Here is a 25,181-nt window from a genome sequence, read left to right on the forward strand (position 1 = left end):
ATTTTTAGAAAGGAAGGCCGGTAAAATGTTGAAAATTGGCGATATTGTCATGAAGAATCCAGTCGTTCTGGCGCCTATGGCCGGTGTTTGCAACTCGGCTTTCCGGCTTACCGTAAAGGAATTTGGCGCCGGCCTCGTGTGCGCTGAAATGGTCAGCGACAAGGGCATTCTTTTCAAGAACGAGAAGACAATGAACATGCTTTATATAGATGAGCGTGAAAAGCCGCTTAGCCTCCAGATATTCGGGGGTGAAAAGGAGACGCTGGTCGAGGCCGCGAGATTTGTTGACAAGAATACAAACGCGGACATTATTGATATCAATATGGGATGCCCTGTCCCGAAAATCACGAAATGTGATGCGGGGGCTAGATGGCTTCTTGATCCGGATAAAATTTATGAGATGGTTTCCGCTGTTGTCGATGCGGTAGAAAAGCCGGTTACAGTCAAGATGAGGATAGGCTGGGATGAAGAGCATATTTTTGCTGTCAAAAATGCCCGCGCTGTCGAACGCGCCGGCGGCAAGGCTGTCGCTGTGCATGGCCGTACCCGGGTCCAAATGTACGAAGGCAAAGCTAACTGGGATATCATCCGCGAGGTAAAACAGTCGGTTAATATCCCTGTCATAGGGAACGGAGATGTCGAGACCCCTCAGGATGCAAAGCGAATGCTGGAAGAAACAGGTGTCGATGGCGTTATGATCGGCCGAGCGGCTCTGGGGAACCCATGGATGATTTATCGGACCGTCAAGTATCTTGAGACTGGCGAACTAATGGGCGAACCGTCCGTTCGCGAAAAAATGGATGTTTGCATTCTTCACCTTGACCGTCTGATTGCCTTAAAGAATGAACATGTCGCTGTCCGAGAAATGCGCAAACACGCTGCCTGGTATTTAAAAGGAGTCAAGGGAAATGCAAAAGTCCGAAATGCGATTAACGAGTGCAATACAAGGGAAGACCTCGTTATGCTTCTAAATGGCCTCGCAGCTGAAGTCGAGGAAAAAGAAATCCAGGCAATCGTCGGTTAAACAGCTTTTACAAAGGCTTGGGAATGGAAAGCCGGCGAATGCTCCACTACCGGCCGGCAACTGAGGGCTGCCAGTGACAAATCTGGCAGTCTTTGTTGTATTTTTGATATTTTATTATGTCCCTTATAGGAAGTTTGTGTACAATGGTACTAATGTCTCTTTTTATGCAAAAATGTCTAAACTGCATAAAGGTACTTTAATGATTAAAATTAGCGCGGCACCATGCCGCACTGTATAAATGGGAGCTGATAACAAATGAGCCAAGAGGAATTAAACGACCAGCTGCTGGTCAGAAGGGAAAAAATGAACGAATTGCGCCAGAAGGGAATAGACCCATTCGGCAAAAAATTCGAACGTAATGCAAATGCTAAGTCGTTGATTGAACAGTACGGCGAGATGGAAAAGGAAGAGCTTGAAGCGAATGAAGTATCCGTTTCCCTGGCAGGACGTGTAATGACAAAACGCGGTAAGGGGAAAGCGGGATTCGCACATATAAAAGATCTCACAGGCCAAATCCAGATTTATGTCCGGAAGGATGAAGTCGGTGACGACCAATATGACTTGTTCAATTCAACCGACCTTGGGGACATCATTGGCGTTGAGGGCACCCTTTTCAAAACACAGGTAGGCGAACTATCCATAAAAGTAACGGAATACACCTTCCTGACTAAGGCCCTGCGTCCGCTGCCTGACAAGTTTCACGGCCTGAAGGATGTTGAACAGCGCTATCGCCAGCGTTACCTTGACCTCATTATGAGTGATGAGAGTAAAGCAACCTTTGTGATGCGAAGCCTAATCCTTCAATCAATGCGCCGCTACCTTGATGAAAAAGGCTATCTCGAGGTCGAAACTCCGATGATGCATTCAATTGCCGGGGGAGCATCTGCCCGCCCATTCATCACCCACCACAACGCGCTTGATATGGAATTGTTTATGCGGATAGCGATTGAACTTCATTTGAAGCGGCTAATTGTCGGCGGCCTGGAAAAGGTATATGAAATCGGCCGCGTTTTCCGGAATGAAGGAGTATCAACAAGGCATAATCCTGAATTTACAATGATTGAATTATATGAAGCCTATGCCGATTACAAGGACATCATGAAACTAACCGAAAACCTGGTTGCCCATGTCGCCCAGGATGTTTTAGGAACAACCGTTATCAAGTATGGCGATTACGAGGTTAATCTTGAACCGGAATGGAAGAGGCTTCATATGGTCGACGCCATTAAAGAATACACAGGGGCCGACTTCTGGAAAGAGATGAGTGTAGAAGAAGCAAGGGCGCTAGCGAAAGAACACGGCGTTGAAATTACCGAACATATGCAATACGGCCATATTGTTAATGAATTCTTTGAGCAAAAGGTTGAGGAAAAGCTTATTCAGCCTACATTCATTTATGGACATCCAGTGGAGATTTCCCCTCTTGCGAAAAAGAATGATGAAGATCCGCGTTTTACGGATCGGTTTGAATTGTTTATTGTTGCCCGCGAGCATGCGAACGCCTTTACTGAGTTGAATGACCCGATTGACCAAAGGGAGCGTTTTGAAGCACAGCTGAAAGAGCGCGAACAAGGGAATGATGAAGCGCATGAAATGGATGAGGATTTCATCGAAGCGCTTGAGTACGGAATGCCGCCGACAGGCGGACTTGGAATTGGGATTGACAGGCTTGTTATGCTGCTGACCAATTCACCATCCATTCGTGATGTTCTTCTATTCCCGCTTATGAGGCATAAATAAAGTCGATAACGCCAGTTTCCTTTCCCGGAAGCTGGCGTTTTACTATTTACAACAACTTTGGCTTTATATGAGTTCTTCATAAAGTGGCGAATGGAGTAAAATTGGCAAATTAATCTTATGTGAATTAAAACAAAAAAACTGTTGCAAGGTAACATTAAAGGTGATATATTAATGAGGTTGCTTTGAGGGCAGCAAGCCAACAAGAAAGAAATTAAAAAAACTTGTTGACTTCAGGTTGCTAACCTGATAGACTAATAAAGTCGCCTTTGAGAGACAAGGCAAAAATTGCTCTTTGAAAACTAAACAAACAAGCGTCAACAAACAATAATATAGTGATCTTCGGATCACTAGCCAACGTAACTTTATGAGCTAAACTCATACTCTTTTTTGGAGAGTTTGATCCTGGCTCAGGACGAACGCTGGCGGCGTGCCTAATACATGCAAGTCGAGCGGAAGTTTCAAAAGCTTGCTTTTGAAACTTTAGCGGCGGACGGGTGAGTAACACGTGGGCAACCTGCCTGTAAGACTGGGATAACTTCGGGAAACCGGAGCTAATACCGGATAATCCTTTCCAACACATGTTGGGAAGCTGAAAGACGGTTTCGGCTGTCACTTACAGATGGGCCCGCGGCGCATTAGCTAGTTGGTGGGGTAATGGCCCACCAAGGCGACGATGCGTAGCCGACCTGAGAGGGTGATCGGCCACACTGGGACTGAGACACGGCCCAGACTCCTACGGGAGGCAGCAGTAGGGAATCTTCCGCAATGGACGAAAGTCTGACGGAGCAACGCCGCGTGAGCGAAGAAGGCCTTCGGGTCGTAAAGCTCTGTTGTCAGGGAAGAACAAGTACCGGAGTAACTGCCGGTACCTTGACGGTACCTGACCAGAAAGCCACGGCTAACTACGTGCCAGCAGCCGCGGTAATACGTAGGTGGCAAGCGTTGTCCGGAATTATTGGGCGTAAAGCGCGCGCAGGCGGCCTCTTAAGTCTGATGTGAAAGCCCACGGCTCAACCGTGGAGGGTCATTGGAAACTGGGGGGCTTGAGTGCAGAAGAGGAGAGCGGAATTCCACGTGTAGCGGTGAAATGCGTAGAGATGTGGAGGAACACCAGTGGCGAAGGCGGCTCTCTGGTCTGTAACTGACGCTGAGGCGCGAAAGCGTGGGGAGCGAACAGGATTAGATACCCTGGTAGTCCACGCCGTAAACGATGAGTGCTAAGTGTTAGAGGGTTTCCGCCCTTTAGTGCTGCAGCAAACGCATTAAGCACTCCGCCTGGGGAGTACGGCCGCAAGGCTGAAACTCAAAGGAATTGACGGGGGCCCGCACAAGCGGTGGAGCATGTGGTTTAATTCGAAGCAACGCGAAGAACCTTACCAGGTCTTGACATCCTCTGACACTCCTGGAGACAGGACGTTCCCCTTCGGGGGACAGAGTGACAGGTGGTGCATGGTTGTCGTCAGCTCGTGTCGTGAGATGTTGGGTTAAGTCCCGCAACGAGCGCAACCCTTGATCTTAGTTGCCAGCATTCAGTTGGGCACTCTAAGGTGACTGCCGGTGACAAACCGGAGGAAGGTGGGGATGACGTCAAATCATCATGCCCCTTATGACCTGGGCTACACACGTGCTACAATGGATGGTACAAAGGGCAGCGAAGCCGCGAGGTGGAGCCAATCCCATAAAACCATTCTCAGTTCGGATTGCAGGCTGCAACTCGCCTGCATGAAGCCGGAATCGCTAGTAATCGCGGATCAGCATGCCGCGGTGAATACGTTCCCGGGCCTTGTACACACCGCCCGTCACACCACGGGAGTTTGTAACACCCGAAGTCGGTGGGGTAACCGTAAGGAGCCAGCCGCCTAAGGTGGGACAGATGACTGGGGTGAAGTCGTAACAAGGTAGCCGTATCGGAAGGTGCGGCTGGATCACCTCCTTTCTAAGGATATTGCCTTTGGGCAATCGGAATGCGGACCTCTTGGTCCGTAAGTTGACCGCTTGTTTGTTTAGTTTTGAGGGAGCAATCCTTCAAAGCTTTTTTTGACTCTGCCCTTTCGGGCAAAGTTTGTTCCTTGAAAACTGGATAATGTTAAGAAGAAGTAACCAAGAAGAACCGAGTGATCGCCATTTTAGTTTTCTCTCTGGTAAACAGAGTGGAATGACCTTTTAGGTTAAGTTAGAAAGGGCGCACGGTGGATGCCTTGGCACTAGGAGCCGATGAAGGACGGGACTAACACCGATATGCTCCGGGGAGCTGTAAGTGAGCTTTGATCCGGAGATTTCCGAATGGGGAAACCCGCCATCCGTAATGGGGTGGCATCTTTACCTGAATCCATAGGGTATTGAAGGCAGACCCGGGGAACTGAAACATCTAAGTACCCGGAGGAAGAGAAAGCAAACGCGATTCCCCAAGTAGCGGCGAGCGAAACGGGACATAGCCCAAACCGGAAGGCTTGCCTTCCGGGGTTGTAGGACACTCTACATGGAGTTACAAAGGAACGGGGTAGGCGAAGAGGCCTGGAAAGGCCTGCCGGAGAAGGTAAAAGCCCTGTAGCTGAAACTTCGTTCCCTCCTGAGTGGATCCTGAGTACGGCCGGACACGTGAAATCCGGTCGGAATCCGGGAGGACCATCTCCCAAGGCTAAATACTCCCTAGTGACCGATAGTGAACCAGTACCGTGAGGGAAAGGTGAAAAGCACCCCGGAAGGGGAGTGAAAGAGATCCTGAAACCGTGTGCCTACAAGTAGTCAGAGCCCGTTCATGGGTGATGGCGTGCCTTTTGTAGAATGAACCGGCGAGTTACGGTCCCATGCAAGGTTAAGCCGAAGAGGCGGAGCCGCAGCGAAAGCGAGTCTGAATAGGGCGAATGAGTATGTGGCCGTAGACCCGAAACCAGGTGATCTACCCATGTCCAGGTTGAAGTCCAGGTAACACTGGATGGAGGACCGAACCCACGTACGTTGAAAAGTGCGGGGATGAGGTGTGGGTAGCGGTGAAATTCCAATCGAACCTGGAGATAGCTGGTTCTCTCCGAAATAGCTTTAGGGCTAGCCTCACGTAGTGAGAGTCTTGGAGGTAGAGCACTGTTTGGACTAGGGGCCCCCATCGGGTTACCGAATTCAGACAAACTCCGAATGCCAAAGACTTATCCGTGGGAGTCAGACTGCGAGTGATAAGATCCGTAGTCAAGAGGGAAACAGCCCAGACCACCAGCTAAGGTCCCAAAGTATACGTTAAGTGGAAAAGGATGTGGAGTTGCTTAGACAACCAGGATGTTGGCTTAGAAGCAGCCACCATTTAAAGAGTGCGTAATAGCTCACTGGTCGAGTGACTCTGCGCCGAAAATGTACCGGGGCTAAACGTATCACCGAAGCTGTGGATTGACATCTTCGATGTCAGTGGTAGGAGAGCGTTCCAAGGGCGTTGAAGCAGGACCGGAAGGACCTGTGGAGCGCTTGGAAGTGAGAATGCCGGTATGAGTAGCGAAAGATGGGTGAGAATCCCATCCACCGAATGCCTAAGGTTTCCTGAGGAAGGCTCGTCCGCTCAGGGTTAGTCGGGACCTAAGCCGAGGCCGAAAGGCGTAGGCGATGGACAACAGGTTGATATTCCTGTACCACCTCTTCATCGTTTGAGCAATGGGGGGACGCAGGAGGATAGGGTAAGCGCACTGTCGGATATGTGCGTCTAAGCAGTTAGGCTGGAAAGCAGGCAAATCCGCTTTCCGTGACGGCTGAGCTGTGACAGCGAGGGAAATTTAGTACCGAAGTTCCTGATTCCACACTGCCAAGAAAAGCCTCTAGCGAGATGGAAGGTGCCCGTACCGCAAACCGACACAGGTAGGCGAGGAGAGAATCCTAAGGTGAGCGAGAGAACTCTCGTTAAGGAACTCGGCAAAATGACCCCGTAACTTCGGGAGAAGGGGTGCTCTTTAGGGTTCATAGCCCTGAAGAGCCGCAGTGAATAGGCCCAGGCGACTGTTTAGCAAAAACACAGGTCTCTGCGAAGCCGCAAGGCGAAGTATAGGGGCTGACGCCTGCCCGGTGCTGGAAGGTTAAGAGGAGGGGTTAGCGCAAGCGAAGCTCTGAATCGAAGCCCCAGTAAACGGCGGCCGTAACTATAACGGTCCTAAGGTAGCGAAATTCCTTGTCGGGTAAGTTCCGACCCGCACGAAAGGCGTAACGATCTGGGCACTGTCTCAACGAGAGACTCGGTGAAATTATAGTACCTGTGAAGATGCAGGTTACCCGCGACAGGACGGAAAGACCCCGTGGAGCTTTACTGCAGCCTGATATTGAATTTTGGTACAGCTTGTACAGGATAGGTAGGAGCCTGTGAAGCCGGAGCGCCAGCTTCGGTGGAGGCGTCGGTGGGATACTACCCTGGCTGTATTGAAATTCTAACCCGCACCCATGATCTGGGTGGGAGACAGTGTCAGGCGGGCAGTTTGACTGGGGCGGTCGCCTCCCAAAATGTAACGGAGGCGCCCAAAGGTTCCCTCAGAATGGTTGGAAATCATTCGCAGAGTGTAAAGGCACAAGGGAGCTTGACTGCGAGACCTACAAGTCGAGCAGGGACGAAAGTCGGGCTTAGTGATCCGGTGGTTCCGCATGGAAGGGCCATCGCTCAACGGATAAAAGCTACCCCGGGGATAACAGGCTTATCTCCCCCAAGAGTCCACATCGACGGGGAGGTTTGGCACCTCGATGTCGGCTCATCGCATCCTGGGGCTGTAGTCGGTCCCAAGGGTTGGGCTGTTCGCCCATTAAAGCGGTACGCGAGCTGGGTTCAGAACGTCGTGAGACAGTTCGGTCCCTATCCGTCGTGGGCGCAGGAAATTTGAGAGGAGCTGTCCTTAGTACGAGAGGACCGGGATGGACGCACCGCTGGTGTACCAGTTGTCTTGCCAAAGGCATCGCTGGGTAGCTATGTGCGGACGGGATAAGTGCTGAAAGCATCTAAGCATGAAGCCCCCCTCAAGATGAGATTTCCCATTCGTAAGAAGTAAGATCCCTGAAAGATGATCAGGTTGATAGGTCAGAGGTGGAAGCGCGGCGACGTGTGGAGCTGACTGATACTAATCGATCGAGGACTTAACCAAATAGATTACCGTGTTCTTCCGAACTTCTTCTTAAATTATCCAGTTTTGAGGGAATGAACCTCAAACCAAATAGTCTGGCAGTTATGGCGAGAAGGCCACACCCGTTCCCATACCGAACACGGAAGTTAAGCTTCTCAGCGCCGATGGTAGTTGGGGCCTTGCCCCTGTGAGAGTAGGACGCTGCCGGGCTTTTTATTATGGAGGATTAGCTCAGCTGGGAGAGCATCTGCCTTACAAGCAGAGGGTCGGCGGTTCGATCCCGTCATCCTCCACCATTTCTTTGCCGATTTAGTGGCACGGTTAGCATTGTGCCGGTTTAGCTCAATTGGTAGAGACGAGCGGCACTTCCATGAATTTGCTGCGAGTTGCGTAGCAGGACGAAAGTTCTGCGGAGCACACGACGTAATGCCAAATAAATTTTAGGCAACCATTCTTATACGAGCCATTAGCTCAGTCGGTAGAGCATCTGACTTTTAATCAGAGGGTCGAAGGTTCGAGTCCTTCATGGCTCACCATTTATATGCGGGTGTGGCGGAATTGGCAGACGCACCAGACTTAGGATCTGGCGCCGCGAGGCGTGGGGGTTCGACTCCCTTCACCCGCATTATTATCTTGCGGAAGTAGTTCAGTGGTAGAACACCACCTTGCCAAGGTGGGGGTCGCGGGTTCGAATCCCGTCTTCCGCTCCATTGACATTCCGCCGGGGTGGCGGAACTGGCAGACGCACAGGACTTAAAATCCTGCGGTAGGTGACTACCGTACCGGTTCGATTCCGGTCCTCGGCACCATTTAACATCATGCGCCCGTAGCTCAATTGGATAGAGCGTCTGACTACGGATCAGAAGGTTATGGGTTCGACTCCTTTCGGGCGCGCCATATAGATTTCGGGAAGTAGCTCAGCTTGGTAGAGCACTTGGTTTGGGACCAAGGGGTCGCAGGTTCGAATCCTGTCTTCCCGACCATTTTGAATAAGGGGCCTTAGCTCAGCTGGGAGAGCGCCTGCTTTGCACGCAGGAGGTCAGCGGTTCGATCCCGCTAGGCTCCACCAAAAAAGTTATTGACTCACATTTAAAAGTGTGTTAATATGTTAAAGGTCGCTGTTAAGTGACTTTACAAAATTGCTCTTTGAAAACTAAACAAACAAGCGTCAACAAACAATAATATAGTGATCTTCGGATCACTAGCCAACGTAACTTTATGAGCTAAACTCATACTCTTTTTTGGAGAGTTTGATCCTGGCTCAGGACGAACGCTGGCGGCGTGCCTAATACATGCAAGTCGAGCGGAAGTTTCAAAAGCTTGCTTTTGGAACTTTAGCGGCGGACGGGTGAGTAACACGTGGGCAACCTGCCTGTAAGACTGGGATAACTTCGGGAAACCGGAGCTAATACCGGATAATCCTTTCTGACACATGTCAGGAAGCTGAAAGACGGTTTCGGCTGTCACTTACAGATGGGCCCGCGGCGCATTAGCTAGTTGGTGGGGTAATGGCCCACCAAGGCGACGATGCGTAGCCGACCTGAGAGGGTGATCGGCCACACTGGGACTGAGACACGGCCCAGACTCCTACGGGAGGCAGCAGTAGGGAATCTTCCGCAATGGACGAAAGTCTGACGGAGCAACGCCGCGTGAGCGAAGAAGGCCTTCGGGTCGTAAAGCTCTGTTGTCAGGGAAGAACAAGTACCGGAGTAACTGCCGGTACCTTGACGGTACCTGACCAGAAAGCCACGGCTAACTACGTGCCAGCAGCCGCGGTAATACGTAGGTGGCAAGCGTTGTCCGGAATTATTGGGCGTAAAGCGCGCGCAGGCGGCCTCTTAAGTCTGATGTGAAAGCCCACGGCTCAACCGTGGAGGGTCATTGGAAACTGGGGGGCTTGAGTGCAGAAGAGGAGAGCGGAATTCCACGTGTAGCGGTGAAATGCGTAGAGATGTGGAGGAACACCAGTGGCGAAGGCGGCTCTCTGGTCTGTAACTGACGCTGAGGCGCGAAAGCGTGGGGAGCGAACAGGATTAGATACCCTGGTAGTCCACGCCGTAAACGATGAGTGCTAAGTGTTAGAGGGTTTCCGCCCTTTAGTGCTGCAGCAAACGCATTAAGCACTCCGCCTGGGGAGTACGGCCGCAAGGCTGAAACTCAAAGGAATTGACGGGGGCCCGCACAAGCGGTGGAGCATGTGGTTTAATTCGAAGCAACGCGAAGAACCTTACCAGGTCTTGACATCCTCTGACACTCCTGGAGACAGGACGTTCCCCTTCGGGGGACAGAGTGACAGGTGGTGCATGGTTGTCGTCAGCTCGTGTCGTGAGATGTTGGGTTAAGTCCCGCAACGAGCGCAACCCTTGATCTTAGTTGCCAGCATTCAGTTGGGCACTCTAAGGTGACTGCCGGTGACAAACCGGAGGAAGGTGGGGATGACGTCAAATCATCATGCCCCTTATGACCTGGGCTACACACGTGCTACAATGGATGGTACAAAGGGCAGCGAAGCCGCGAGGTGGAGCCAATCCCATAAAACCATTCTCAGTTCGGATTGCAGGCTGCAACTCGCCTGCATGAAGCCGGAATCGCTAGTAATCGCGGATCAGCATGCCGCGGTGAATACGTTCCCGGGCCTTGTACACACCGCCCGTCACACCACGGGAGTTTGTAACACCCGAAGTCGGTGGGGTAACCGTAAGGAGCCAGCCGCCTAAGGTGGGACAGATGACTGGGGTGAAGTCGTAACAAGGTAGCCGTATCGGAAGGTGCGGCTGGATCACCTCCTTTCTAAGGATATTGCCTTTGGGCAATCGGAATACGGACCTCTTGGTCCGTAAGTTGACCGCTTGTTTGTTTAGTTTTGAGGGAGCAATCCTTCAAAGCTTTTTTTGACTCTGCCCTTTCGGGCAAAGTTTGTTCCTTGAAAACTGGATAATGTTAAGAAGAAGTAACCAAGAAGAACCGAGTGATCGCCATTTTAGTTTTCTCTCTGGTAAACAGAGTGGAATGACCTTTTAGGTTAAGTTAGAAAGGGCGCACGGTGGATGCCTTGGCACTAGGAGCCGATGAAGGACGGGACTAACACCGATATGCTCCGGGGAGCTGTAAGTGAGCTTTGATCCGGAGATTTCCGAATGGGGAAACCCGCCATCCGTAATGGGGTGGCATCTTTACCTGAATCCATAGGGTATTGAAGGCAGACCCGGGGAACTGAAACATCTAAGTACCCGGAGGAAGAGAAAGCAAACGCGATTCCCCAAGTAGCGGCGAGCGAAACGGGACATAGCCCAAACCGGAAGGCTTGCCTTCCGGGGTTGTAGGACACTCTACATGGAGTTACAAAGGAACGGGGTAGGCGAAGAGGCCTGGAAAGGCCTGCCGGAGAAGGTAAAAGCCCTGTAGCTGAAACTTCGTTCCCTCCTGAGTGGATCCTGAGTACGGCCGGACACGTGAAATCCGGTCGGAATCCGGGAGGACCATCTCCCAAGGCTAAATACTCCCTAGTGACCGATAGTGAACCAGTACCGTGAGGGAAAGGTGAAAAGCACCCCGGAAGGGGAGTGAAAGAGATCCTGAAACCGTGTGCCTACAAGTAGTCAGAGCCCGTTCATGGGTGATGGCGTGCCTTTTGTAGAATGAACCGGCGAGTTACGGTCCCATGCAAGGTTAAGCCGAAGAGGCGGAGCCGCAGCGAAAGCGAGTCTGAATAGGGCGAATGAGTATGTGGCCGTAGACCCGAAACCAGGTGATCTACCCATGTCCAGGTTGAAGTCCAGGTAACACTGGATGGAGGACCGAACCCACGTACGTTGAAAAGTGCGGGGATGAGGTGTGGGTAGCGGTGAAATTCCAATCGAACCTGGAGATAGCTGGTTCTCTCCGAAATAGCTTTAGGGCTAGCCTCACGTAGTGAGAGTCTTGGAGGTAGAGCACTGTTTGGACTAGGGGCCCCCATCGGGTTACCGAATTCAGACAAACTCCGAATGCCAAAGACTTATCCGTGGGAGTCAGACTGCGAGTGATAAGATCCGTAGTCAAGAGGGAAACAGCCCAGACCACCAGCTAAGGTCCCAAAGTATACGTTAAGTGGAAAAGGATGTGGAGTTGCTTAGACAACCAGGATGTTGGCTTAGAAGCAGCCACCATTTAAAGAGTGCGTAATAGCTCACTGGTCGAGTGACTCTGCGCCGAAAATGTACCGGGGCTAAACGTATCACCGAAGCTGTGGATTGACATCTTCGATGTCAGTGGTAGGAGAGCGTTCCAAGGGCGTTGAAGCAGGACCGGAAGGACCTGTGGAGCGCTTGGAAGTGAGAATGCCGGTATGAGTAGCGAAAGATGGGTGAGAATCCCATCCACCGAATGCCTAAGGTTTCCTGAGGAAGGCTCGTCCGCTCAGGGTTAGTCGGGACCTAAGCCGAGGCCGAAAGGCGTAGGCGATGGACAACAGGTTGATATTCCTGTACCACCTCTTCATCGTTTGAGCAATGGGGGGACGCAGGAGGATAGGGTAAGCGCACTGTCGGATATGTGCGTCTAAGCAGTTAGGCTGGAAAGCAGGCAAATCCGCTTTCCGTGACGGCTGAGCTGTGACAGCGAGGGAAATTTAGTACCGAAGTTCCTGATTCCACACTGCCAAGAAAAGCCTCTAGCGAGATGGAAGGTGCCCGTACCGCAAACCGACACAGGTAGGCGAGGAGAGAATCCTAAGGTGAGCGAGAGAACTCTCGTTAAGGAACTCGGCAAAATGACCCCGTAACTTCGGGAGAAGGGGTGCTCTTTAGGGTTCATAGCCCTGAAGAGCCGCAGTGAATAGGCCCAGGCGACTGTTTAGCAAAAACACAGGTCTCTGCGAAGCCGCAAGGCGAAGTATAGGGGCTGACGCCTGCCCGGTGCTGGAAGGTTAAGAGGAGGGGTTAGCGCAAGCGAAGCTCTGAATCGAAGCCCCAGTAAACGGCGGCCGTAACTATAACGGTCCTAAGGTAGCGAAATTCCTTGTCGGGTAAGTTCCGACCCGCACGAAAGGCGTAACGATCTGGGCACTGTCTCAACGAGAGACTCGGTGAAATTATAGTACCTGTGAAGATGCAGGTTACCCGCGACAGGACGGAAAGACCCCGTGGAGCTTTACTGCAGCCTGATATTGAATTTTGGTACAGCTTGTACAGGATAGGTAGGAGCCTGTGAAGCCGGAGCGCCAGCTTCGGTGGAGGCGTCGGTGGGATACTACCCTGGCTGTATTGAAATTCTAACCCGCACCCATGATCTGGGTGGGAGACAGTGTCAGGCGGGCAGTTTGACTGGGGCGGTCGCCTCCCAAAATGTAACGGAGGCGCCCAAAGGTTCCCTCAGAATGGTTGGAAATCATTCGCAGAGTGTAAAGGCACAAGGGAGCTTGACTGCGAGACCTACAAGTCGAGCAGGGACGAAAGTCGGGCTTAGTGATCCGGTGGTTCCGCATGGAAGGGCCATCGCTCAACGGATAAAAGCTACCCCGGGGATAACAGGCTTATCTCCCCCAAGAGTCCACATCGACGGGGAGGTTTGGCACCTCGATGTCGGCTCATCGCATCCTGGGGCTGTAGTCGGTCCCAAGGGTTGGGCTGTTCGCCCATTAAAGCGGTACGCGAGCTGGGTTCAGAACGTCGTGAGACAGTTCGGTCCCTATCCGTCGTGGGCGCAGGAAATTTGAGAGGAGCTGTCCTTAGTACGAGAGGACCGGGATGGACGCACCGCTGGTGTACCAGTTGTCTTGCCAAAGGCATCGCTGGGTAGCTATGTGCGGACGGGATAAGTGCTGAAAGCATCTAAGCATGAAGCCCCCCTCAAGATGAGATTTCCCATTCGTAAGAAGTAAGATCCCTGAAAGATGATCAGGTTGATAGGTCAGAGGTGGAAGCGCGGCGACGTGTGGAGCTGACTGATACTAATCGATCGAGGACTTAACCAAATAGATTACCGTGTTCTTCCGAACTTCTTCTTAAATTATCCAGTTTTGAGGGAATGAACCTCAAACCAAATAGTCTGGCAGTTATGGCGAGAAGGCCACACCCGTTCCCATACCGAACACGGAAGTTAAGCTTCTCAGCGCCGATGGTAGTTGGGGCCTTGCCCCTGTGAGAGTAGGACGCTGCCGGGCAAAATGGAAGGCAACCTTTAAATGGGTTGCCTTTTTTGGTGTATTTAAGGCATGTGAATGAACTGCCAGCCATAGAAAACCTTTCTGTCCATGTTTGAGAGAGCGGCAAAAAGAGAAAAACCTGAAAAGTCGTTCCATAATCCTTGTTTAAGGGACAGTCAGGAGTCGAAATTCGGTGTGGTTGTCAGATAAAGTGTGTCCAAAGAAGTCTGATCTCTGGACAGCAAAGTGAATTTTCATGGGATGTGTGTCCAAAGAAGCCTCGTCTCTGGACAGCAAAGTGAATTTTCATGGGAAGTGTGTCCAAAGAAGCGTGATCTCTGGACAGTAAAGTGAATTTCCGAGTGTAGTGTGTCCAAAGAAGTCTGATCTCCGGACAGCAAAGTGAATTTTCAAGAGTTGTTTGTCCGAAGAAGCATGGTCTCTGGACAGCAAAGTGAATATCCAAGTGTTCCCGATATAAGTGACAAGCAAGCACCGAAATCCGGTTCGGTTGTCACATAAACCCCATATAATTGACAAGCCAGCGTCGAAACGTGGTTTTGTTGTCCTATAAACCCCTTAATTTAATACCGGAAATTAACCGCAAGATTCTCTTCGCCCTGTAGAAATGTTGGTTCAACCTTATATAAAAGCACAGAAGTAATCCGTGGTTTACAAAGATCCATTAATGCATCCTCTAGACCGACCTCTCCTCCCTAACAGCCTCTAGCAGCACCGCCTGAATAACAAAGTAAAACCGACCAAATTGAGCCCACACTCTGGACAGGAACAGCAAAATATATTAAAAGAAAAGCCATCCCTGTTTAGTTTTTAAAATCTGGGGTAGAGGAAAAAACCCCCTTATTTAAAAACCCTTGAAGGGTTTCATACGAACTTTAATTGGAGAAAATATGAAGGATTAAAAAAATTGCAAGTACATAACCTTATCATGTATAATTAAAGTCAAATATAGTCAAAGTCAGTAGGGGGTGGCAAGTTGAGAAATATCTCTGATATCATTGAAAACTACTTAAAACAGGTTCTGGAGTTAAGCGAAGAGGATCTTGTTGAAATAAGGAGGAGTGAGATAGCGGATAAATTTCAATGCGTCCCTTCCCAAATTAATTACGTAATCAATACAAGGTTTACAATAGAGCGGGGATATTTAGTCGAAAGTAAGCGGGGTGGGGGCGGCTACATTAGGATTATGAAAGTCCAGTCGAATGACCATGCCCACTTGCTGGACCATGTGCTTTCCCTTATTAAGGACCAAGTCAGCCAAAGCAAAGCGGAAGGAATCATTCTCCGGTTGATAGATGAAAAAGTAATTTCCGAACGTGAGGCAAAAATTATGCTGAGTGTTATTGACAGATCGATTTTGTTTATCGACCTTCCCTACAGGGATGAATTACGGGCACGAATGCTAAAAGCGATGCTTATGACATTAAGATATAAATAGGGAAAAGGGCCGTGTTTTCCCTTCATATACATGAAGAAGGTGAGAAAATGATTTGCGAAGAGTGCAATAAGAGGCCGGCAACAATGCATTTCACAAAAATCCTGAATGGCCAGAAAACTGAATTTCATCTTTGCGAACAATGCGCACGGGAAAAGGGCGATATGTTTATGATGAATGGAGGACCCGGTTTTTCAATTAACAATTTGCTTGCCGGCCTTCTGAATTTTAATAAAGGCTACCAACAATCCGGTGAGGATGCATTTAAGCAAGAGGAGGTCCCTCAATGCCCGAATTGCAAAATGACTTTCCCTCAGTTTGTCAAGGTTGGAAGGTTTGGCTGCGAACATTGTTATAAAACGTTTTCGAGCCAACTGCAACCAATATTAAGGAGGCTCCACGGAGGAAACTGGACCCATAACGGCAAAATACCGAAACGGGTTGGCGGAACGCTTCATATCAGAAAAAAGCTTGAAGAGTCGAAGCGGAAGCTAAAGGAACTCATTTCCAAGGAGGAATTTGAAAAGGCGGCTGAAATCAGGGATGAAATCAGGGCGCTTGAAAACATGATAGGAGGAACAGCCGGAGGGGGGAAGTAACTATGTCTTTGGAAAATTTTCTAAACCATGCGGTCAGTTCCTGGATGAACAATGAAGGCCCGGAAGCTGATATTGTACTCAGTTCAAGAATCAGGCTGGCACGAAATCTTGATGAATATAATTTTCCGGCGCTTTTAACAAGTGAGGAAGGGCAGGCAATTATTTCGAAATTAAAGGAAATGGTGGATGGCCCAGGCCTCACAGCATTCGGCAAGCTTGAACTTCTTTCAATGCAAGAGTTGCAGCCGCTGCAAAAAAGGGTACTCGTCGAAAAACATTTAATCAGCCCAAACCTTGCCGAGGATTCTCCTTTCGGGGCGTGCCTCCTTTCGGAGAACGAAGAAATAAGCGTAATGGTGAATGAAGAGGATCATATCAGGATTCAATGCCTATTCCCCGGCCTTCAGCTAACAAAGGCGCTTGAAGCGGCAAATGTGATTGATGATTGGCTGGAAGGGAATATAAAATATGCTTTTAATGAGGATCACGGGTATTTGACTAGCTGCCCCACAAATGTCGGAACCGGTCTTAGGGCCTCGGTGATGATGCATCTCCCTGGACTTATTTTAACACAGCAAATAAATGCTATTATTCCGGCAATAAACCAACTTGGCCTTGTCGTGAGGGGGATTTATGGGGAAGGCAGCGAAGCGCTCGGCAATATTTTTCAAATATCCAACCAAATTACCCTGGGAAAATCAGAGGAAGATATTGTTGAAGACCTGAATAGTGTTGTCAGCCAACTGATTGCACAAGAACGCTCCGCAAGGGAAGCTTTGGAAAAGACATCCCGTATACAATTGGAAGACCGGGTATTCAGGTCTTTCGGAATTCTTTCAAATAGCAGGATTATTGAAACGAAAGAGGCGGCCCGTTGTTTATCCGATGTTAGACTGGGAATTGATATGGGGTATATAAAAAATATTTCCAGGTCAATATTGAATGAACTCATGATTTTGACGCAGCCGGGTTTCCTCCAGCAATATGCGGGCGGGCCATTGAGACCGGATGAAAGAGACATCCGGCGCGCGGGGCTTATCAGGGAGCGACTAAAACTGGAAATGAATGATAGATGAGGAGGAAACGACAATGATGTTTGGCCGTTTTACAGAGAGGGCTCAAAAAGTTCTTGCACTGGCCCAGGAAGAGGCAATCCGCCTCGGCCACAATAATATTGGAACTGAACATATTTTGCTCGGCCTCGTCCGTGAAGGAGATGGGATCGCCGCTAAGGCTCTTTATGGGCTTGGCCTGGGAGCGGAAAAGATCCAAAATGAAGTTGAAACGCTTATCGGCAGAGGGCAGGAAGTTCCCCAGACTATTCATTACACGCCAAGGGCGAAAAAGGTAATTGAACTATCCATGGATGAAGCTAGAAAACTAGGCCATTCCTACGTTGGAACGGAGCACATCCTGTTAGGCCTTATCCGTGAAGGCGAAGGTGTTGCGGCAAGGGTGCTAAACAATCTTGGCGTTAGCCTTAATAAGGCGCGGCAGCAAGTTCTCCAGCTTCTAGGGAGCAATGAATCAGGAGGCCATCCCGGCAGTACTTCCGTCAGCGCCAACACCCCAACGCTAGACAGCCTGGCAAGGGATTTGACGGTCGTCGCGAGGGAAGGAAGCCTCGACCCTGTCATAGGCCGAAGCAAGGAAATTCAGCGTGTAATCGAAGTGCTTAGCCGCAGGACGAAAAACAACCCTGTATTAATTGGGGAGCCTGGAGTCGGAAAGACAGCCATCGCCGAAGGCCTTGCCCAGCAAATCGTGAATAATGAAGTACCCGAAATCCTTCGCGATAAGCGTGTTATGACTCTCGACATGGGAACGGTTGTTGCCGGTACAAAATATCGCGGTGAATTTGAAGACCGCCTAAAAAAGGTAATGGACGAAATAAGGCAGGCTGGAAATATTATTTTGTTTATCGATGAATTGCATACATTGATCGGCGCGGGAGGCGCGGAGGGTGCAATCGATGCTTCTAATATCCTGAAGCCATCGCTGGCCAGAGGAGAACTGCAATGCATCGGTGCGACCACACTTGATGAATACCGGAAATACATTGAGAAAGATGCAGCGCTTGAAAGGCGATTCCAGCCAATCCGTGTCGATGAGCCGACCGCGGATGAGTCCGTACAAATTCTCCAGGGGCTTCGCGACCGCTATGAAGCGCATCACAGGGTGACTATTACGGATGAGGCGATTGAAGCTGCCGTTAAGCTGTCCGATCGTTATATTTCTGACAGGTTCCTTCCGGATAAGGCGATTGACTTAATTGATGAAGCCGGTTCAAAGGTGAGGCTCCGTTCCTACACGACACCTCCAAATTTAAAAGAGCTGGAAGTGAAACTTGAAGAAGTAAGGAAGGAAAAGGATGCCGCCGTACAGAGTCAGGAGTTTGAAAAAGCAGCTTCTTTAAGGGATTCGGAACAGCGCCTGCGTGAACAGCTTGAGGAAACAAAGAAAAGCTGGAAAGAGCAGCAAGGCAAGGAAAATAGTGAAGTCACCGTTGAAGATATCGCGGATGTAGTGTCAAGCTGGACTGGGATTCCGGTTTCAAAACTTGCGCAAACAGAAACGCAAAAGCTATTGAATCTAGAGGAAATTCTTCACTCACGGGTCATTGGCCAGGAAGAGGCGGTTTTAGCCGTTTCAAAAGCCGTCCGACGTGCGCGTGCAGGTTTGAAGGATCCGAAACGCCCAATCGGCTCATTCATTTTCCTTGGCCCAACAGGGGTAGGTAAAACCGAGCTTGCCCGGGCATTGGCGGAAGCGATGTTTGGCGACGAAGATGCAATGATTCGAATCGATATGTCTGAATACATGGAGAAGCACTCAACCTCAAGGCTGGTCGGTTCGCCTCCAGGATATGTCGGGTATGAGGAAGGCGGGCAGCTCACTGAAAAGGTTCGCCGGAAACCGTATTCCGTTGTTCTCCTCGACGAAATTGAAAAGGCGCATCCGGATGTTTTCAACATCCTGCTCCAAGTATTGGAGGATGGACGCCTGACCGATTCGAAAGGGCGGACAGTCGACTTCAGGAATACCGTGTTGATTATGACGTCCAACGTCGGTGCGGAAGCGCTGAAGAGAAACAAATATGTAGGCTTTAATATCCAAGACGGGAAACAGGATTACAAAGATATGAAGAGCAAGGTAATGGAGGAGCTCAAAAAAGCGTTCCGTCCTGAATTCCTTAACCGGATTGATGAAATCATTGTCTTCCACTCACTTGAACGGAAACATCTTCAGGAAATTGTTACTCTCCTGTCCGACCAGCTCGTGAAGCGGCTGAAAGAGCAGGATATCACCCTGGAGTTAACGGATTCGGCCAAGGAGAAGATTTCCCAGGAAGGCTATGACCCTGAATATGGAGCCCGGCCACTTCGCAGGGCAATCCAGAAGCATATTGAAGACCGTCTGTCAGAAGAACTGCTAAAAGGTACATTATTGACCGGGCAGCATGTTATAATTGATGTAGATAATGGCGAGTTCACTGTGAAGACGGGGGCCAAAGATCCTGTAAGGTAATTTCCCGCAGTTGAGGATAGCATCAATCAAGGAGGTTCACGCTTATTTATCTGGCGGCACCTCCTTGATTTTTTTCCCCGTTCCGGTGCCTTGCAAAAAAAGAATTAGAAGCGGAAGTGGGCAAGTGATGGCAAAACGTAAAACGAAATTTATGTGCACGAATTGCGGATACGAATCGCCCAAGTGGATGGGAAAATGTCCTGGTTGTGGGGAATGGAATAAAATGGTCGAAGAAGTAGAACCCGCCTCGACGGGCAGGCGAGGCGCATTTGCCCATTCCGAAGGTTCGGCGGTTTCCTCAAAGGCTATGCCGATCACTGCAGTTGAAACAATTAGTGAACCAAGGATTTATACCGAAATGACGGAATTAAACAGAGTGCTTGGTGGCGGTGTTGTCAAAGGTTCGCTTGTACTTATAGGCGGCGATCCAGGAATCGGGAAATCGACCCTTCTCCTTCAGGTATCTTCCCAACTTGCAAATAAAGGACACAAAGTCCTATATATCTCAGGGGAAGAATCGCTCCGTCAGACAAAGTTGCGGGCAGAGAGGCTTGGAGTTGCGTCAGAGAATCTTCTGGTGTACTCTGAAACCAATCTGGAAGAAATCAGCAGGACAATCGGACAAACTGCTCCCGAATTCGTAATCGTTGATTCGATTCAGACCGTTTTTCACCCGGAGGTTACTTCAGCGCCTGGAAGCGTTTCGCAGGTCAGGGAGTGTACAGCGGAGCTGATGAGAATTGGTAAAACAAAGGGAATTGCCATCTTTATTGTCGGCCATGTCACAAAGGAAGGCAATATCGCCGGACCCAGGTTATTGGAGCATATGGTCGATACCGTACTTTACTTTGAAGGGGAACGTCACCATACGTACCGGATTCTCCGCGCTGTCAAAAACCGTTTTGGTTCCACGAATGAGATGGGAATTTTTGAAATGAAGGAAGCTGGCCTGGAGGAAGTCGAGAACCCATCTGAAATTTTTCTTGAGGAACGTTCACGCGGTGCGGCAGGCTCTACGGTTGTTGCATCAATGGAAGGGACGAGGCCGGTGCTTGTTGAAATACAGGCGCTCATTTCACCGACTAGCTTTGGTAATCCGAGGAGAATGGCTACGGGAATAGATCATAACAGGGTTCCACTTTTAATGGCAGTCCTCGAAAAACGGGTTGGGATGCTCCTCCAGAACCAGGATGCTTATTTGAAGGTGGCTGGCGGCGTCAAATTGGATGAACCGGCCATAGACTTGGCGGTTGCCGTGAGCATTGCATCCAGCTTTCGTGATAAACCGACAAGGCCGACAGACTGCATCATAGGCGAGGTTGGGCTCACAGGTGAGGTCAGGCGGGTATCAAGAATTGAGCAGCGCGTCCAGGAAGCGGCCAAGCTTGGTTTTGAGCGTGTCATTCTTCCAGCGAATAACCTGGGGGGCTGGACAGGCCCGAAAGGCTTGGAGCTGATAGGAGTTTCCACTGTAAGTGAAGCGTTAAGGGCTGCGCTTGGAGAATAATCCTTTTTGCCAATCGGCGGAAAGGACTGGCAGAAAAAGCTTCCATTTCGGAAAAATGTAGGTGTAATTAAGGTTTCATTTCCGGGTTTTTGTTTATAATGATTAAAAGGAGGTGAAGGAATGTTAAAACGAATCGTTCAGGCATGTTTTCTTATTACCGGGGGAACGCTTGGGATCTTTTTAATTCCACCATTATTGAATATTATCGGGGCTGACGGGATTCCATTTTTAAACAATTCCTATATGGCAGCCATTATAGGCGCACTTATATTTTATTTTCTAACTTTTTGGGCAGTTGAGTATGTAATAGATTTTATTAAATGGGTTGAAGACACCCTTGTAAGAGTTCCGGTTACGGATGTTCTTTTTGGCAGCCTCGGCCTTATATTCGGCCTAATAGTAGCATTCCTGATAGGTTTTGCACTAAATGCCATTGAAGTGCCTGTCCTAAATACAGTTGCACCTATTCTTCTTACCCTTCTTTTTGGGTATTTGGGCTTTCAGGTAGGCTTCAAAAAGCGCGACGAGATGATGAATCTATTTTCGAGCAAGAAGAAAAAGGCGGTGGAAGAGGAACAGGAAAAAGCTGCTGCCCACTCTCTTAAAATATTGGATACAAGCGTCATCATCGATGGAAGAATCGCTGATATTTGCCAGACTGGCTTTCTTGAAGGAACAATTGTCATTCCCCGTTTCGTCCTTGAAGAACTTCAGCATATCGCCGATTCATCGGATGTGCTGAAGCGGAACAGGGGACGGCGCGGCCTGGATATCCTGAACCGGATCCAAAAGGAAATTGCCATTAATGTCGAAATTAGTGAAACCGATTTTGATGATATTCAGGAAGTCGACAGCAAACTCGTGAAACTCGCCAAAAAAACAGGCGGAATTTTGGTTACGAATGATTTTAACCTGAACAAGGTAAGCGAGTTCCAGAATGTTTCGGTCCTCAATATTAATGACCTTGCCAATGCGGTCAAGCCGGTTGTATTGCCGGGTGAAGAACTAAGTGTTCAGGTAATAAAGGACGGCAAGGAGCATCATCAAGGTGTTGCGTATCTTGATGATGGTACGATGATTGTCGTCGAAGAGGGCCGTGAATATATCGGCAAGCGGATTGATGTCATGGTTACAAGCGTTTTGCAAACATCTGCTGGACGGATGATTTTCGCAAAGCCAAAGCTATATGAAAAAGCATTGTGAATCTGTGCTACCTATACAGAGGCATTGGAACCTACTATAAATGTTTGGGGTTTTGTTATGAAGTATAAAGTGATTCTTCCGGCAGCCGGCCGGGGGAAGCGAATGGGAGCCGGGATCAATAAGCTTTTGCTTGAACTTGCCGGAATTCCGGTCCTCATTCATACACTTTTGGTATTCGAAGGTGATGATAATTGCCAAAGCATAATTTTGGCGGTTAATCCGGAAGAGGAAGATGAGATGGCTAGCCTTCTGCATCGGTATAATATTAAAAAACCGGTCAAGTTTGCCCAAGGAGGGGCTGAGCGGCAGCAAAGCGTATACAACGGCCTAAAGGAAGCTGGCAACGAAGGGCTTGTTCTTGTCCATGATGCTGCCCGCCCGTTCATCACAAACGGCCTGATTAGCCGTCTGGCTGAAGCAGCGGAACGGGATGGCGCAGCCGTATTGGCCGTTCCAGTAAAGGATACCGTAAAAAAGGTAATCGGAAATCATGTTGCGGAAACGATTGAACGTTCCAGCTTGTGGGCGGTCCAAACCCCACAAGCTTTTCGTATTTCGGTGCTGCTTGAAGCGCACGAAAGGGCAGAGCGGGATGATTTCCTCGGGACCGACGATGCGAGCCTTGTGGAGCGCCTTCCGCATCCTGTCGCAGTGGTTCAGGGTGACTATAACAATATAAAATTGACAACGAGGGAAGACCTTGTTTTTGCCGAAGCGATATTGGAACAGCGCAATTCCGAAGGCAAGTAAACAGGTACGGCAACAACTAGTATTTAACGTAAAGGAGATACGGATATGTTTCGGATTGGACAAGGATTTGATGTGCATCAGCTTGTGGAAGGCCGCCCACTCATTATAGGAGGGATAACGATTCCCTATGAAAAAGGACTATTGGGCCATTCGGATGCGGATGTTCTTTTGCATACCGTGGCGGATGCCTGTTTAGGAGCAATCGGTGAAGGGGATATCGGGAGGCATTTCCCGGATACGGACGAAGCTTTCAAGGATGCTGACTCGGCTAAATTGCTCGAACAGGTGTGGAAGATGGTTAAGGAACATGGGTATGAACTATGCAATGCCGATTGCACCATCATTGCCCAAAAGCCGAAAATGGCTCCCTATGTTGGCGAGATGAAAAAAAGGATCGCCGAGCTGCTTGAAGCCGATCCAAGCAAAATCAATGTAAAAGCAACAACGACAGAGAAGCTTGGCTTTACTGGTCGGGGTGAAGGCATTGCCTCCCAGGTGGCGGTCCTGCTTCAAAAAAGAAACAGTTAAGGGCGTCCTGGGCTTCCGGCATTTGCGTTACAATGGTAAAATGAAACTTAAAGAAAATTGAGCAGCACGTTTAGGAGGATTTTTATGTCAAACACAGTTCGAGTTCGGTACGCGCCAAGCCCGACAGGACATTTACATATTGGAAACGCCCGTACAGCTTTATTCAATTACTTGTTTGCGCGTAGCCAGGGAGGCAAATTTATTATTCGCATCGAGGATACGGACAAGAAGCGTAACATTGAAGGGGGCGAAGAAAGCCAGCTGAACTATTTAAACTGGCTCGGTATCGATTGGGATGAGAGCGTCGATAAAGATGGCGGATATGGCCCTTACAGACAGTCTGAACGGATTGATATTTACAAGAAATATTATACAAGGCTTATAGAAGAAGGCCATGCTTATAAATGCTACTGCACTGAAGAAGAGCTGGAAGCCGAGCGTGAGGAACAGTCAGCTCGCGGTGAGACCCCCCATTATTCGGGAAAATGCCGCCATTTGACGGATGAAGAACGGAGCCGCCTTGAAAGTGAAGGAAGGCAGCCAAGCGTCCGCTTGAAGGTTCCTGCCGATAAAACCTACACCTTTAATGACATTGTAAAAGGAGAAGTATCCTTTGAGTCCGAAGGCATGGGCGACTGGGTCATGATTAAAAAAGACGGAACACCGACATACAATTTCGCTGTGGCGATCGATGATCATTTGATGGAAATCACCCACGTCCTTCGCGGCGATGACCATATTTCAAATACGCCGAAGCAGTTGATGGTTTATGAAGCGCTTGGCTGGGATGCACCGATTTTTGGCCATATGACGCTAATTGTCAATGAAAGCCGCAAGAAACTTAGCAAGCGTGATGAATCAATCATCCAATTTATTGAACAGTACGATGAGCTTGGCTACTTGCCGGAAGCGCTGTTCAACTTTATCGGCCTCTTGGGGTGGTCGCCTGCAGGGGAAGAAGAAATCTTTTCAAAAGAGGAATTCATTGAGAAGTTTGACCCGGCAAGGCTTTCAAAATCTCCGGCTCTTTTCGATCAGCAAAAGCTTGCCTGGATGAACAACCAGTATATGAAAAAGGTAGATCTGGATAGGCTTGTCGCTATTTCGCTTCCTCATCTTATCAAAGCGGGGCTTGTTAAAGAGGATTTGAATGACAAGGAAAAAGAGTGGGTTATCAGCCTAATTGCCCTCTTCCAGGAGAAAATGAGCTTTGGCGCTGAAATTGTCGAAATGTCGGATATTTTCTTCCGTGAGGATATCAATCCGGATGAGGAAGCAAAATCCGTTCTCGCGGAGGAACAGGTCCCTGAGGTGATGAAGGCCTTCCTTGAGGAAATCGGGAAGCTCGAAGAATTCAAGTCGGAAGGAATCCAGGCTGCAATGAAGGCCGTGCAGAAATCTACAGGCCATAAAGGAAAGAAGCTTTTCATGCCAATCCGCGCTGCTGTAACCGGCCAAACACATGGGCCGGACCTGCCGAAGACGATTGAATTATTGGGCAGGGAAAAAATTCAGAAGAGGCTAACCGATTTAATTAGTTAACAATTGGTCTTAAATGGTATATAGTAAAAGTAATCCTATAGCAACAAATCAAAGACGGGGAAAAGTAAAAGAACGAAGCTTGAAAGAGAGAACCATCACCGG

11 protein-coding genes, 8 tRNA genes and 6 rRNA genes are annotated in these 25,181 nt (G+C 49.3%); all 25 read left to right on the forward strand.

The window, feature by feature from the left end; all coding sequences use genetic code 11:
- The first annotated feature begins 25 nt into the window (after positions 1–25).
- The 25 genes from dusB to gltX all read left to right on the forward strand — a co-directional run bounded on the left by dusB (position 26) and on the right by gltX (position 25,079).
- A complete protein-coding gene (dusB, locus tag V1499_RS00510) occupies positions 26–1,024 on the forward strand; it encodes a tRNA dihydrouridine synthase DusB (RefSeq protein WP_409273009.1) in 999 nt (332 codons plus the stop codon).
- Positions 1,025–1,279: 255 nt separating this feature from the next.
- Positions 1,280–2,764 (forward strand): lysine--tRNA ligase, encoded by a 1,485-nt coding sequence (gene lysS, locus V1499_RS00515; RefSeq protein ID WP_409273010.1) that lies wholly within the window; start codon positions 1,280–1,282, stop codon positions 2,762–2,764.
- Between the two features lie 384 nt (positions 2,765–3,148).
- Positions 3,149–4,700, forward strand: a 16S ribosomal RNA gene (locus tag V1499_RS00520).
- A 230-nt stretch (positions 4,701–4,930) separates the two neighbouring features.
- Positions 4,931–7,863, forward strand: a 23S ribosomal RNA gene (locus V1499_RS00525).
- Between the two features lie 73 nt (positions 7,864–7,936).
- A 5S ribosomal RNA gene (rrf, locus tag V1499_RS00530) occupies positions 7,937–8,052 on the forward strand.
- A 10-nt stretch (positions 8,053–8,062) separates the two neighbouring features.
- Positions 8,063–8,138, forward strand: a tRNA-Val gene (locus tag V1499_RS00535).
- A gap of 164 nt (positions 8,139–8,302) precedes the next feature.
- Positions 8,303–8,378, forward strand: a tRNA-Lys gene (locus V1499_RS00540).
- A gap of 7 nt (positions 8,379–8,385) precedes the next feature.
- Positions 8,386–8,467: transfer RNA gene (locus V1499_RS00545), tRNA-Leu, on the forward strand.
- Between the two features lie 10 nt (positions 8,468–8,477).
- Positions 8,478–8,552 (forward strand) — tRNA-Gly (locus V1499_RS00550).
- Positions 8,553–8,562: 10 nt separating this feature from the next.
- Positions 8,563–8,651, forward strand: a tRNA-Leu gene (locus V1499_RS00555).
- Between the two features lie 11 nt (positions 8,652–8,662).
- Positions 8,663–8,739, forward strand: a tRNA-Arg gene (locus tag V1499_RS00560).
- A 9-nt stretch (positions 8,740–8,748) separates the two neighbouring features.
- Positions 8,749–8,825 (forward strand) — tRNA-Pro (locus V1499_RS00565).
- A gap of 10 nt (positions 8,826–8,835) precedes the next feature.
- Positions 8,836–8,911 (forward strand) — tRNA-Ala (locus V1499_RS00570).
- A gap of 169 nt (positions 8,912–9,080) precedes the next feature.
- Positions 9,081–10,632 (forward strand): 16S ribosomal RNA (locus V1499_RS00575).
- A 230-nt stretch (positions 10,633–10,862) separates the two neighbouring features.
- Positions 10,863–13,795: ribosomal RNA gene (locus V1499_RS00580) — 23S ribosomal RNA — on the forward strand.
- Between the two features lie 73 nt (positions 13,796–13,868).
- Positions 13,869–13,984 (forward strand): 5S ribosomal RNA (rrf, locus tag V1499_RS00585).
- The 16S, 23S and 5S rRNA genes sit together here with 8 tRNA genes alongside, the layout of an rRNA operon.
- A 979-nt stretch (positions 13,985–14,963) precedes the next feature.
- Entirely contained in the window at positions 14,964–15,425 is a 462-nt protein-coding gene (locus tag V1499_RS00590; protein WP_316572510.1) for a CtsR family transcriptional regulator, read from the forward strand.
- Between the two features lie 47 nt (positions 15,426–15,472).
- Entirely contained in the window at positions 15,473–16,021 is a 549-nt protein-coding gene (locus tag V1499_RS00595; protein WP_409273013.1) for a UvrB/UvrC motif-containing protein, read from the forward strand.
- Positions 16,022–16,023: 2 nt separating this feature from the next.
- Entirely contained in the window at positions 16,024–17,097 is a 1,074-nt protein-coding gene (locus V1499_RS00600) for a protein arginine kinase (RefSeq protein ID WP_409273014.1), read from the forward strand.
- Positions 17,098–17,110: 13 nt separating this feature from the next.
- Complete coding sequence (clpC, locus tag V1499_RS00605) at positions 17,111–19,549, forward strand: ATP-dependent protease ATP-binding subunit ClpC (RefSeq protein ID WP_409273016.1); 2,439 nt, start codon at positions 17,111–17,113, stop codon at positions 19,547–19,549.
- A gap of 127 nt (positions 19,550–19,676) precedes the next feature.
- A complete protein-coding gene (gene radA, locus V1499_RS00610) occupies positions 19,677–21,056 on the forward strand; it encodes a DNA repair protein RadA (protein ID WP_409273018.1) in 1,380 nt (459 codons plus the stop codon).
- A 120-nt stretch (positions 21,057–21,176) separates the two neighbouring features.
- Positions 21,177–22,259 carry a PIN/TRAM domain-containing protein gene (locus tag V1499_RS00615; protein ID WP_409273020.1) on the forward strand — a complete coding sequence of 361 codons (1,083 nt, stop codon included), beginning with the start codon at positions 21,177–21,179 and terminating at the stop codon, positions 22,257–22,259.
- 57 nt (positions 22,260–22,316) lie between these two features.
- On the forward strand, positions 22,317–23,009 hold the full coding sequence (gene ispD / locus V1499_RS00620; RefSeq protein WP_409273022.1) for a 2-C-methyl-D-erythritol 4-phosphate cytidylyltransferase: 693 nt from the start codon (positions 22,317–22,319) through the stop codon (positions 23,007–23,009).
- Positions 23,010–23,054: 45 nt separating this feature from the next.
- On the forward strand, positions 23,055–23,537 hold the full coding sequence (gene ispF / locus V1499_RS00625) for a 2-C-methyl-D-erythritol 2,4-cyclodiphosphate synthase (protein WP_409273024.1): 483 nt from the start codon (positions 23,055–23,057) through the stop codon (positions 23,535–23,537).
- Positions 23,538–23,621: 84 nt separating this feature from the next.
- A complete protein-coding gene (gene gltX, locus V1499_RS00630; protein ID WP_409273026.1) occupies positions 23,622–25,079 on the forward strand; it encodes a glutamate--tRNA ligase in 1,458 nt (485 codons plus the stop codon).
- The last annotated feature ends 102 nt before the right edge of the window (positions 25,080–25,181 follow it).

Origin of the sequence: Neobacillus oceani, from assembly GCF_046237595.1 — a bacterium.
GTDB classification, from domain to species: domain Bacteria; phylum Bacillota; class Bacilli; order Bacillales; family Cytobacillaceae; genus Bacillus_D; species Bacillus_D oceani.

Excerpts from the sequence above, each read along its gene's own strand:
- dusB (WP_409273009.1), top strand. The coding sequence starts at position 26 with ATGTTGAAAATTGGCGATATTGTCATGAAGAATCCAGTCGTTCTGGCG.
- lysS (WP_409273010.1), top strand. The coding sequence starts at position 1,280 with ATGAGCCAAGAGGAATTAAACGACCAGCTGCTGGTCAGAAGGGAAAAA.
- V1499_RS00595 (WP_409273013.1), top strand. The coding sequence starts at position 15,473 with ATGATTTGCGAAGAGTGCAATAAGAGGCCGGCAACAATGCATTTCACA.
- V1499_RS00600 (WP_409273014.1), top strand. The coding sequence starts at position 16,024 with ATGTCTTTGGAAAATTTTCTAAACCATGCGGTCAGTTCCTGGATGAAC.
- clpC (WP_409273016.1), top strand. The coding sequence starts at position 17,111 with ATGATGTTTGGCCGTTTTACAGAGAGGGCTCAAAAAGTTCTTGCACTG.
- radA (WP_409273018.1), top strand. The coding sequence starts at position 19,677 with ATGGCAAAACGTAAAACGAAATTTATGTGCACGAATTGCGGATACGAA.
- V1499_RS00615 (WP_409273020.1), top strand. The coding sequence starts at position 21,177 with ATGTTAAAACGAATCGTTCAGGCATGTTTTCTTATTACCGGGGGAACG.
- ispD (WP_409273022.1), top strand. The coding sequence starts at position 22,317 with ATGAAGTATAAAGTGATTCTTCCGGCAGCCGGCCGGGGGAAGCGAATG.
- ispF (WP_409273024.1), top strand. The coding sequence starts at position 23,055 with ATGTTTCGGATTGGACAAGGATTTGATGTGCATCAGCTTGTGGAAGGC.
- gltX (WP_409273026.1), top strand. The coding sequence starts at position 23,622 with ATGTCAAACACAGTTCGAGTTCGGTACGCGCCAAGCCCGACAGGACAT.